An 11281-nucleotide genomic window follows, 5' to 3' on the forward strand; every position below is an offset into this window, starting at 1 on the left:
GGGGACACCCCGCGAGCCCCGGGACAAGCCCCTCAATGCCAGAAGAAACCAGCCACCAGGCACAACCCAGATTGCTATCACCTTGGCGCCGCCGCTGCCAGTGGGCCGTGACCCTGTTATTGCTACTGACCCCCTGGGTAGAGATCGCAGGCAACAGCTTGATTCGTATAGATATCCCAGAACTGACCCTCTATTTTTTCGGCCAGACGCTCCGCATTGAGGAGCTTTATTTAGTCTTGATTTTCAGCCTGGCGATGACTCTCGGCTTTCTTCTGACCACCATGTTGCTGGGCAGAGTCTGGTGTGGATGGTTTTGCCCGCAAACAACCTTGACAGATCTTGCAGAATGGCTAGCAACCCGACTGGGCTTGAAGGGGAAGAGAGGACACAACGAAAAAAGTTTTGCCAAAAAGCTTGCTCTGCACTCTTTCTACCTTGCCCTGGCCTTCCTCGTTTCGTCGAACCTGCTCTGGTACTTTATCAAACCAATGGACTTCTTTGCCAAGCTGATGACACTGGAGTTACATTACGCCACCTGGATATGCCTGCTAACTGTAGCAATGATCATCTATCTGGACCTGGCATTGATCCGACGCCTGATGTGCAGTGAATTCTGCCCCTACGGTCGCTTCCAGACAGTCCTCGCTGACGACTCGACCCTGGCCCTGCACCTGCCAACGACTGAGTTGGAGCGTTGTATCAAATGCCATTCCTGCGTGCGGGTCTGTCCTATGCAGATTGACATTCGTGATGGCTACCAGGTTGAATGTATTAACTGCGGCCGCTGCCTTGACGCTTGCTGTCAGGTCATGGCCAAGCGCAACCAACCGGGCCTGATCAGCTATACCTTTGGCACCGAGGGCAAAGGCGTAAAAGCACTCTTAAACCTGCGCACCCTGCTGTTAAGCATGGTCACCCTGACGCTTGTGGCCATACTCTTTTTTGCCGCCCATCAACGTCCAGAGGCCTCGCTCAAGATAGCAGTCTCTCATATGGCATCAAGTCGGACGTTGAAAGATGGTAAGCGCGCCACCTTTTTCAATGCCTGGGTCAACAATCGCAGCAACAGCTCGGCGACCTATGCTATCAAAGCAAGACAGGCAGATAGTGGAACGGCATTGACTCTGAAGGGGCGGACCAGTCAACTCAGTATGCAGGCAGGCGAGAACCTGCGTGTTGACTTTGTACTGGTAACAGCTGTTCCCAAAACCCGATTAGATGTAGAATTCATCCTATTGGATCAAAACGGACAAGAATTGGCTGTCAGCCAGGCTTACATCGAGGAATAATAAGCGTAATGACGACAAAGAAAAACTCCTACCCTCTTTTCATAGTCCTCTTGATCTGCTGCTTTCTCGGCTTTTCCGCTTGGTCGGCCATGCGGGCCATTGACGCGGGGCCCGAGGTCACCGACGCCGACTATTACAGCAAAGGCCTGAAGTACAGTTCAACCGTACTGGAAAAAAGAGCTGCAGCGGTGCTTGGCTGGAAGGTTGAAACGCAACTGATCGGGCGCACCCTTGAATTTCGTTTGAGTGATAAAGAGGGAAACCCGGTCGAAACAGCCAACGGCGATATTTTTCTCTACCTGGCCGGGTCAACAGCAAGCAAGCAGCATCCCTTACAGGAGACTGAACCGGGGGTCTACATTTTCAACCTGACTGCCGGTATGACAGGTGAAATGAACGCACGGCTGGAATTCGAGCATCAGGGCGCACGGATTAACAGACAACTGCTTCTCAATCTGTAAACTTATGGTCACAACCGACACATGCATTCACTGCAAGCTGCCAATCCCTCGAGGAGACCTGGTCGTTGATGAAATTGACGGCAAAGAGCTGCATTTTTGTTGTCACGGCTGCCAGGGTGTTTACAGGGTCATCAATGGCGCGGGTCTCGGCAAGTTTTACCAGCAGAGAGACTGGCATCAGGAAGGCGTTCCGCAAGGGGTTTTTGATACAGCTTTCGATGAAGCGCTTCTCGCCGGGCACGTCGTCACCCGCAACGAAACATCTGCCGAAATAGCCCTGATTATCGAGGGCATTCGTTGTGCCTCCTGCGTCTGGCTGCTGGAAAAACTGATCCACAAGGTTCAGGGCGTCGAGACGATCAGGGTTAATTACGGAACGCACCGCGCGCAAATCAGTTTCAACCCCAAAGAGACAACGCCGAAAGAAATTTTCACCAGCATCAGCCGTCTCGGCTACCTGCCCCATCCCTACACGTCTGGTGCTGCGCAGCAGGCGGCCGCAAAAGAACAGCGCTCACTCCTGATCCGCTTCGGCACAGCCGCCTTCCTTTCCATGCAGGTTATGGGATTCTCTTTCGCGCTCTACGGAGGCTACTTCCACGGCATCGATCCGTCAATCCGTGAGACGATTCAATACTTTGCCGCAGCTGTCGCCACACCCGTTGTCTTCTACTCCGGCTGGCCGTTTTTTGCCGGCGCATGGCGTAGTATCAGGAACAAAGCACCCAGCATGGATCTCTTGATCACCCTTGGTGTCACGACAGCTTACAGCTATAGTATTTACTCCATGCTCGCAGGCGGTGAAGTCTACTTTGACACGGCCGCCATGATTATCACATTGATCCTGCTAGGTCGGCTTTTTGAAGGATCGGCCCGCAATCGCTCTATCTCCGGTATCGATAAGCTTCTTCGACTGGCCCCTGAATCCGCCAATCTCATAGAAGGGGAGGACCTTCAGGTTGTCGCCTGCACAAGCCTCAAGCCAGGCGACCTGACTCTGGTCCGTCCAGGCGAGCGCATTCCCGTTGACGGTTTGATTCACAGGGGTAAGACAGAGCTTGACGAAGCAACCATCAGCGGTGAACCGATGCCGGTTCTGAGACAGCAGGGTGACACCGTACTTGCCGGAACATTGAACCTCTCTTCCTCATTCCAGCTGCAGGTGGAAAGGGTTGCAGCTGAATCTTTCATTGCCCGTATGGCGCTCATGGTTGAAGAAGCGCAGAATCGCAAAGCGCCAATACAATCGTTGGCAGACAAGGTGGCCACACTCTTTGTCCCTTTCGTCACCTTGACCGCTGCAGGGACCTGGTTGTTCTGGTTCTTGCATGATGTCCAATCCTCAGCGGCACTTCTCAACGCTGTCTCGGTTCTTATTGTTGCCTGCCCCTGCGCACTCGGGCTGGCAACACCAACCGCCGTCCTGGTGGCCTCCGGGAATGCCGCAACCCGTGGTATTCTTTTCCGTGGTGGAGACATTCTGGAAATGACCGCCAGGATCGGCACAATTGCCTTCGACAAAACCGGAACCCTGACCCTCGGCAAGCCGACCGTTGAGAAGATCATTCCCGCCCCCGGTCAAAGTGAAGCGTCTCTCCTGAGACTCGCCAGCCAGGTCGAGAACGGTTCAAGCCACCCGATCGCCCGGGGCATTATCGACCGGGCAAAGGCAGCCGGAGTTCATATAGGCCCAACGAGGTCGGTCGATACTGTCTTGGGTCGCGGCCTGCGTATGGTGAGCCCGGAAGGGGAGATCCTGGTCGGCAGCCTCGCCTTCCTTGAAGAGTGTAACGTTGAAATCCCTGCTGTTGAATCAGGGTCACTGACGGAAGTCTATGTAAGCCTTGCAGGACTCTGGATGGGGACTCTGCTGATAGTGGATCCCCTGCGTGAAGAAGCCGCTTCTGCTGTAAAACAGCTCCAGCAGATAGGCTTGAGAACCGTCCTGCTGACCGGAGATCGCCTCGCAACGGCACAGGAGGTCAGCAGCAAGCTGGCCATCTCCGACTTTCACTCCAACCTCAACCCTGCTGACAAAACGGAATGGATCCGTACCCATCAGGAAGCCGGAGAAAAAATCATGATGGTTGGTGACGGCATCAATGACGCACCGGCGCTCTCATTGGCTGACGTCGGCTGTGCCATGGCCGGTGGAACCGACATCGCTCTGGAAACCTCGGACCTGGTTCTCACAAGGGCCAACCTCGGACGTCTGTACGAAGCGATCTCCATCGCACGAAAAACCCTGTTGGTGATCAAGCAGAACCTCTTCTGGGCTTTCGCCTATAACCTGATCACCATTCCCCTGGCAGCCAGCGGTAACCTGGCACCGGTTTGGGCAGCGCTGACCATGGCCAGCAGTTCAGTGATCGTGGTTAGCAATTCACTGCGACTCGGTCGCGTAATTCGTCGCACTTTTTCAGTTGCCAAAGCCTGAACGAGAGATTAATATCCTCCAATGTCAAAATCGATTATTATCCTGATTATCCTCTCACTCTGCATCGGAACAGGTGCCTGGCTGTTCTTTATCTGGACCGTCAAGCGCGGCGACTTTGATGATATCGAAGGGCCCAAATATCGTATGCTGGATGACGACGATGATCAGGACTCCCAAGGAGAGAAACATGAAGAATAGTCTGATTATCATCAAAGCCCAGGTCCTCACCCTGATCCTGCTCTGCTGCACGGTCATCGGTGCAACGGCTGCTGAAACACCGATTGAAACCGAAATGACCGATGACTGCAAAGCTGTCATCGTTTTTGCCAGCAACCCGCTCCAGGCCATGACTGAAATCCCCTTTACGATTGAGCTGAAGAACAACGCCGGTGAGATGATCAAAGATGCCGAACTGGCTCTGGACCTGACGATGCCCTTCATGCCGATGCCGCCTAACAATCCAAAAGCCGTGTGGCAGGACAACGCTTATCGTGGCACGGCGATCTTTACCATGGCGGGAGCCTGGCAGGTCAACGTTGAAGTCAATCGTCCAGAGGCTGAAACAGAAAAAATTATTTTTGATATCGAAATGGTCATCATGAAATGAGTGACTCGCTCATTTACATGGCCTTTGTCACGGGCCTGCTCGGCACGGGCCATTGTATAGGCATGTGCGGAGGCCTTGTCAGCGCCCTGTCACTGTCAGAGGCGGGACGCCAGGGCGGTTGGTTTTTTCATCTACTCTATAACCTGGGGCGAATCAGCACCTACACTTTTATCGGCGCTGTGGTTGGCTGGCTTGGTTCTGCTCTGGCTTATACCGATCGTTTTAAAATGGTGACAAGATCCCTGCTGATTGGATCTGACGTCTTCGTTATCCTGGTTGGTCTCGGCACAGCAGGACTGTTTACTTGGCTGAATGTCTCCAAGCTCGACTTCCCCGGGCCGATGAAAGCAATGACGCTTGCCGTAGCTGGCCTTCGTCGCCTCCCTCCGGCCATTTCAGCCCTCTCTTTGGGACTCCTCTTCGGTTTTATCCCCTGTGGCTATCTCTATGCGGTGGCGATTACAGCCGCTCAAAGCGCGAGTGTTGCGACCGGTGCTTTAATGTTGTTTGCCTTCGGCCTGGGGACTGCCCCTTCCCTCCTGCTATTCGGTGGTGCCGCTCACTGGTTGAGTGGTCGGGCACGAACCTGGATGCTGAGATTAGCAGGGCTGGTGGTTGCGAGCATGGGCGTCATCAACCTGATCAAGCATATGCGCATGATGGGTTGGTTTTCTTGATACTTCAGGAACCGCAGCATCAAAGCGTGAATAGTTCGTCATAAAAAAGGGCCAGCCTTCTAAGAAGGCTGGCCCTGGGCATGTCAGGCTTTTGGAGGCTTGTATAACTTTGGCGGCCCCAGCTTGTTCTGCCAGAAGCGTTTCGCCAACAATAAGGCAACAAGGTAGAGAAACGCCAGTGAAGTGTAGCGGAACAGGAAGGTCACCCTTAACGACTCGTCAATTTCCAGTCCAACAAGCATATAGAACGCCAGGATCAGATAAGGAAAGATAGGAATCATGGCAAGTTCTCGCCAACGATACTGATAACGCCACAACATGTGCAGTTGTAATAGAATATAAGCGGGGATCGAAATCATGGTCAGGAAAAACACAACGTCATAGAGCATGCCGTATTTATTGGGCGAGGGATCGTAGAAATAATCGATCTTGCGCTGCTCAGAACGGAGTAACGTATCGACCCACTTTGCAGGAGTCCTCGGTTGGTCAGCAGAGAAGCCCTGCCACTTCATCTCGGCGGCTTTCGTGAGAGTGTATAGTTTTTGCCATTGCTCATCCATGACAATCACGCCGACAGCGTCCACCCGGGTCGGGTTGTTATAACTGACCCAGACCAGCGCCTCGCCATTGCCGGGAGCGTGCAGAGCCGCCGGGTTTTTAATGGCACCGACTTCCAGAGGAACTCCGGAGTGCATGCCGATCGCCTGAAAACGAAGCGGAACCTCGCTCTCGTATCGAAGCTTGATGTAGAGGCTGTCTTCATTGCCGAGAACCGATGTAACCGCCGGGTCCAGAGAATCTAACGTGACAAGAACCTTGTCAGCAGGCTGGGCAAGAGAGGGTGCACTGAATAAACAGAGAAAAAGACTAAATAAAGAAGCAATAGCTGTTGTGATTTTAAGCATGATTATTCCACTGACGCTTGAGGGTTAATACAAGAGTGTGTTTGAGAAATTATACCTCAAAACGACTCCAAGCATCTTGATTTATACAAAACTATATCCAGCAGCACTAAAAACTTCATATCTCTTTATCGAATTGATCCCTGCGAAAACAGAAAAAATCAACACCGAAGCAGACATCCAAGAAAGACCCCTTTTAAATTCCGCAGGTTACTAAAACAGACAAAAGCTCTTTAAAAAATAGCGCCACTTTGCCAGAGCTCAAGATTGTCACATCATCTGTCACAACTCTGACACATTCAGACATCAGAAAATCAAATGATCTGCAGATTTCTCACTAACTCTTTATGATGATCGGCAACCTGTTATAATAACCTGAAATTGTTAAATTCAAGGGGTACTGCCATGGACATCGTCAAAATTCTTCTCGCTATTTTCCTTCCCCCCGTTGCAGCCTTCATGCAGGTTGGCCCCACTCTTCACTTCTGGGCCAACATTGTCTTAACACTGCTCGGCGGACTCCCCGGAATGGTTCACGCCCTCTGGCTTGTGGTAACCAAAAAATAGTTTGCCAGACGTCAGGAGGATACAGCCCCCTGGCACACCAAAACATAGGAGAAACTCGATGTCAGTGGATTCTGAAAGCTTGGCCAAGGCAACTTTTGCCGGAGGCTGTTTCTGGTGCATGCAGCCTCCATTCGATAATCTGGAAGGTGTAATCTCTACGATCCCGGGCTACACAGGTGGGCACAAGGAAAACCCCACCTACGAAGAGGTTTGTAGTGGAATATCCGGGCACACGGAGGCGCTACAGGTGTTTTTCAACCCACAAAAAGTCAGCTACCCAGAATTACTGGACGTCTTCTGGCGCAACATCAACCCGGCGGACCCAGACGGGCAGTTCGTCGACCGCGGCTCCCAATATCGTCCGGCCATCTTCTATCATGACCAGGAGCAGCAACAACTCGCCGAGAAGTCACAAGAAGAGCTGGCCGCGTCAGGTCGATTTAAAAGTCCTCTGGCGATAGAGATCGTTCCACTGGAAACTTTTTATCCCGCTGAAGACTACCATCATGATTATTACCAGAAGAGCCCGGAGCAATATAAAGCTTATCGCTACAACTCCGGTCGTGACCAGTTCCTGAAAAAATTCTGGGAGAAAGAGGAATGATGTCAGAGCCTTCATTACTTGATCACCCAATCATCAGCCAACGTTATTTCTTCCCACGCCGGGCCTCTGTGCCGGACACATTCTGGGTCGATTGTCCAGAAGCACGGCTGGCCTGCTACTACCATGAGATATCCCCCCAAGCGCATACCATTGTACATTTCCATGGCAACGGTGAGGTTGTGGCCGATTACCTTGACGGTTTTCCGGAATTAATCGGTCGCATGGGATGCAACTGCTTCCTCGCCGAATTTCGCGGCTATGGTGGCTCTACAGGAACCCCACAACTCGGCAGGATGCTTGAAGATGTGAAACAGACGATTGAGTCAATCGGTCAACCAGTCGGAAAACTGGTGATCTTTGGTCGCTCCGTTGGCACGCTCTTCGCGATAAAAGCCGCAGAACTGTTTCCTGATATCGCGGGGCTGATCCTGGAGAGCGCCATAGCTGATCCACTGGAGAGGCTTTTACTGAGGCTAGACCCGGAAGAGATAGGCACAACAGTAGAGGGATTGAAGGAAGACGTCATGGCGGCCATGAATACGCAGTCAGGCATGGAAAATTTCACAAAGCCTACGTTAATTCTGCACACCCGTCACGACGGGTTGATCGACGTCAGTCACGCTGAACGCCTCGCAAAGTGGTGTGGAGGTCCAGTCCAGCTTGAGATTTTCGAGCAGGGTAGCCACAACGACATCATGTTTGTTAACGGGCCGAGGTACTTTTCACTTATCACTGAGTTCCTCAACTCACTGCAGGAGTGATAGATGGGCTACCGACTGGCAGCCGAATTGACACTGATCTTACACCTGCTCTTTATCACCTTTATTCTTTTTGGTGGGCTGCTTGCTCTACGCAAAAGATTCTGGATCTGGCTTCACATTCCGGCAGTGCTCTGGGGGCTGTGGGTTGAATGCGCCGGATGGCTTTGCCCATTGACACCCTTGGAGAATTATTTTCGGCGAAGAGCGTCGAGTCCCGAATATCCTGAGAGCTTTATCGAGCATTACCTGGTTTCGATCATCTATCCCGAACAACTGACGGTTTCGATACAATGGCTTCTGGGAGGTATCCTTCTGATCGTGAACCTGCTCATCTACTTTTACGTGTTTCGACTGCGGAACAAACATCAATGTCAGGTTGACTAATGAAATCAGTGCGTTAACTTTAAACAAACGGATCCCGATGTTCGTTTGCGTGTTCATATTAAAATAACGAAGGAGAATACTTTATGTCAGAAAATGATTGTTTAAATCCCGAGGAACATTGCGAGTTGCATATGTGTCAAATGAAGTCGACCGAAACCAGCGCAGAAATCAACAAGCTGTATGAAAACCCCAAGTTTGTCTGCACCAACTGCGGCGTCAAGGTCAACAGAGAAGAAAATCTATGCAGCCCCAAACCTATCTGACCACCTGACAAAAAAAGCAGCGCACTCGTATTCCGGAGTGCGCTGCTTTATATCAAAGCCCTATCAGGTCATCCCCGCTGAAAAGAAAACAGGACAGATCAAGACAAGCGTAAAAGGCATTATGGCATTTTGGGCTGCGGAAGAAATTTAACCGTCTTTTTGTCCCAGGCATAACGCCCGGCATTCCAGAGTTGTTCCAGATCATGCCAATCAATATGCACACCAGCCATATCTTCAATGGTAAAAGAGGCTTCAAGCATCTCTGTATCATCGATCTGCCCGTCACCATTGGCATCAGCCCAGTGAACTTCGGCAACAGTGATCTTACTCTCCCCCTGAATAGGCACCGCAGATTTACCACCTTCGTTACTGCCAACAATCTCGCCCTGAAAACTTCCTTCCGAGTTTAATCGAGCCGCAGTATCGACATGAACCAGGTATACGACTCGCTCCCGGTCGTCTCCGGCCTTGATAATCCAGCGCGCGACGCCGTTTACGTTATCCAGGCTTGACGCCGGCGGGTGTGCCTGAACAATTTTCCAACCTTTTGGGAAGTACTCACGAATAATAACACCCCCACGCTGTGACCTGTGCGTCAGATGGATCTGGACAGGAATCGAGCTGGCCGGGCCTGCAAAATCAGGCAGAATCCGATCTGCAGTAACCGAGGCGGGGGCCGGAGGCGATTGAGAAAATAGTGTGGCAAGAATGACCAACGCAACGATTGTCAGACTACCGGCGATAAGCCATGGAATCGCCGACTTCTTTAGCTCCTCAGGTTCCTCTTGCAAGGCCTCTACAGGCTTTAAAAGAATGTCTTCAAGCGGAACTTCCAGAGCCTCTGCCAACTTCAAGGCATTTTCACGTCGAATGGTCGGATAGCGGTTATTTTCCCAGCGCGAGATGGTGTCCGTCGTAACGCCGACAACCTTGCTGACATAAAGCTGAGTCAGCTGTTGGCTCTCCCGGATACGTCTAATCTCAGAGGCATCCAGACAGAGGGTTGATGATTTATCTTCATAAATGTTCTGGCTCATGCCAGTGAGTCTACCAAGGGTGTAGATATCAAGTAAAGAGCAAAACAGGCAATGTCGACAAACACGATTTTTGTTTCCGCAAATAACTGTAATTATTCAGTTAAGAATCGACATCTATCGACATTCGGCTCGATGTCTAATGATTTCTAATAAAGCTTCCGATATAAACTTTACACAAGATTTGAGGCAATAACGCCCAGCATAATTAAACGCAAACCATGGAGGAAGAAAATGAAGAAACTTGTAATTATGATGATGCTTCTCACATTCGTAGGTGCCACCGTTGCTATCGCTGCTGACAGCTACACCTATGACAACAAAAAAGGCACCGTAACTTTCAACCACAAAGATCACCAGGATAAACTTGGCGACTGCGCCAAATGCCACGAAGGCGAGCCTGCCAAGATTGAAGTTGACAAAGACTTCGGTCATGGCACATGTAAATCTTGCCACAAAGAGATGGGCGGGCCAACCAAGTGTAACGATTGCCACAAGAAGTAAGTTTCTCAACTTACTACAATCTTAAAGGGCGCTGGATTTCCAGCGCCCTTTTTGTTATTCAGTAGAGGTCAGCCATCTTATCAAATCATCAACCGCAACCTTCCGACGAAGCGACCAAGATGAAATTCACACAGATATTCTGGGATAATGATGGGGTTCTGGTTGACACCGAACGTTACTACCTGCTAGCCAACCGTGAAGCTCTGGCCAAGCTGGAGATCACCCTGAGCGATGAACTGTTTGTCGAAATTTCACTGACCCGGGGAAAGAGCCTGCTAGACCTAGCCACAGCCCGGGGACATGCAGACGATACGATAGAGGAACTTAAAGAGTGGCGGAACAACCGCTATGCTCAACTGCTTGACTTGGAAGACATGACCTTGCCAGGGGTACGCGAGACACTAAACACACTGCACGGCAGACTAAAGATGGCTATTGTTACAAGTTCTTCCAAAAGCCACTTTGAGATCATCCACAAGCGTACCGGCCTACTGACATTTTTCGATTTCTGTTTAACACGGGGAGATTATACCAATAGCAAGCCCAGTGCTGAACCCTACCTTCTGGCACTGAGCAGGAGTGGACACGAGCCTCACAGGTCCTTGGTCATAGAGGATTCGCCACGAGGCCTGGCAGCAGCCAAAGCCGCCGGGCTCACCTGCTGGGTCATTCCCGGGCAGCACACCTCAGAGCACGAATTCAGAGGTGCAGACAAAATATTATCCAGTATTGAGGAGCTGCCGAAACTGCTTTTGTGAGAAATCCACTTATTCGCATCTTTTTCTCACAAA

Annotated in this window: 15 protein-coding genes; 13 read left to right on the forward strand and 2 right to left on the reverse strand. The window is 51.1% G+C overall.

From position 1 onward, the window contains the following. Nucleotides 1–35: 35 nt before the first annotated feature. The 6 genes from P9J64_14670 to P9J64_14695 are packed head-to-tail and all read left to right on the forward strand — an operon-like array spanning nt 36 to nt 5471. Nucleotides 36–1289, forward strand: a complete 1254-nt coding sequence (locus P9J64_14670; protein ID MDG5469572.1) for a 4Fe-4S binding protein — start codon at nt 36–38, stop codon at nt 1287–1289. Nucleotides 1290–1297: 8 nt separating this feature from the next. Continuing rightward, complete coding sequence (locus P9J64_14675) at nt 1298–1750, forward strand: FixH family protein (GenBank protein MDG5469573.1); 453 nt, start codon at nt 1298–1300, stop codon at nt 1748–1750. Nucleotides 1751–1754: 4 nt separating this feature from the next. Then, the gene (locus P9J64_14680) at nt 1755–4187 is read left to right on the forward strand and encodes a heavy metal translocating P-type ATPase (protein MDG5469574.1); all 2433 of its coding nucleotides are present in this window, start codon (nt 1755–1757) and stop codon (nt 4185–4187) included. A gap of 21 nt (nt 4188–4208) precedes the next feature. Further along, entirely contained in the window at nt 4209–4385 is a 177-nt protein-coding gene (ccoS, locus tag P9J64_14685) for a cbb3-type cytochrome oxidase assembly protein CcoS (GenBank protein MDG5469575.1), read from the forward strand. After that, nucleotides 4375–4794 carry a FixH family protein gene (locus tag P9J64_14690; GenBank protein ID MDG5469576.1) on the forward strand — a complete coding sequence of 140 codons (420 nt, stop codon included), beginning with the start codon at nt 4375–4377 and terminating at the stop codon, nt 4792–4794. Before ccoS ends, P9J64_14690 begins: the two co-directional genes overlap by 11 nt. Beyond that, on the forward strand, nt 4791–5471 hold the full coding sequence (locus P9J64_14695; GenBank protein ID MDG5469577.1) for a sulfite exporter TauE/SafE family protein: 681 nt from the start codon (nt 4791–4793) through the stop codon (nt 5469–5471). Before P9J64_14690 ends, P9J64_14695 begins: the two co-directional genes overlap by 4 nt. Nucleotides 5472–5554: 83 nt before the next feature. Here P9J64_14695 and P9J64_14700 read toward each other — a convergent pair whose 3' ends face one another. Then, nucleotides 5555–6376, reverse strand: a complete 822-nt coding sequence (locus P9J64_14700; GenBank protein MDG5469578.1) for a hypothetical protein — start codon at nt 6374–6376, stop codon at nt 5555–5557. Nucleotides 6377–6778: 402 nt separating this feature from the next. Here P9J64_14700 and P9J64_14705 point away from each other — a divergent pair, with 402 nt between their 5' ends. The 5 genes from P9J64_14705 to P9J64_14725 all read left to right on the forward strand — a co-directional run bounded on the left by P9J64_14705 (nt 6779) and on the right by P9J64_14725 (nt 8952). Then, nucleotides 6779–6940 (forward strand): YqaE/Pmp3 family membrane protein, encoded by a 162-nt coding sequence (locus tag P9J64_14705; protein ID MDG5469579.1) that lies wholly within the window; start codon nt 6779–6781, stop codon nt 6938–6940. Nucleotides 6941–6998: 58 nt separating this feature from the next. Continuing rightward, entirely contained in the window at nt 6999–7544 is a 546-nt protein-coding gene (msrA, locus tag P9J64_14710; GenBank protein MDG5469580.1) for a peptide-methionine (S)-S-oxide reductase MsrA, read from the forward strand. Continuing rightward, nucleotides 7541–8305 (forward strand): alpha/beta hydrolase, encoded by a 765-nt coding sequence (locus P9J64_14715; GenBank protein ID MDG5469581.1) that lies wholly within the window; start codon nt 7541–7543, stop codon nt 8303–8305. Before msrA ends, P9J64_14715 begins: the two co-directional genes overlap by 4 nt. Nucleotides 8306–8308: 3 nt before the next feature. Further along, nucleotides 8309–8689 carry a DUF2784 domain-containing protein gene (locus tag P9J64_14720; protein MDG5469582.1) on the forward strand — a complete coding sequence of 127 codons (381 nt, stop codon included), beginning with the start codon at nt 8309–8311 and terminating at the stop codon, nt 8687–8689. An 83-nt stretch (nt 8690–8772) separates the two neighbouring features. Then, complete coding sequence (locus tag P9J64_14725; protein MDG5469583.1) at nt 8773–8952, forward strand: hypothetical protein; 180 nt, start codon at nt 8773–8775, stop codon at nt 8950–8952. A 119-nt stretch (nt 8953–9071) separates the two neighbouring features. Here P9J64_14725 and P9J64_14730 read toward each other — a convergent pair whose 3' ends face one another. Continuing rightward, nucleotides 9072–9989, reverse strand: coding sequence for a helix-turn-helix transcriptional regulator (locus P9J64_14730; GenBank protein ID MDG5469584.1), 918 nt, complete (start codon nt 9987–9989; stop codon nt 9072–9074). 231 nt (nt 9990–10220) lie between these two features. On the opposite strand from P9J64_14730, the gene P9J64_14735 reads away from it, so the two are divergent. Both P9J64_14735 and P9J64_14740 read left to right on the forward strand, forming a co-directional pair. Continuing rightward, on the forward strand, nt 10221–10490 hold the full coding sequence (locus P9J64_14735; GenBank protein MDG5469585.1) for a cytochrome c3 family protein: 270 nt from the start codon (nt 10221–10223) through the stop codon (nt 10488–10490). 119 nt (nt 10491–10609) lie between these two features. Next, nucleotides 10610–11248, forward strand: coding sequence for an HAD family phosphatase (locus P9J64_14740; GenBank protein MDG5469586.1), 639 nt, complete (start codon nt 10610–10612; stop codon nt 11246–11248). Nucleotides 11249–11281 lie beyond the last annotated feature (33 nt).

It is taken from the genome of Deltaproteobacteria bacterium IMCC39524 (assembly GCA_029667085.1).
Classification (GTDB): domain Bacteria; phylum Desulfobacterota; class Desulfuromonadia; order Desulfuromonadales; family BM103; genus M0040.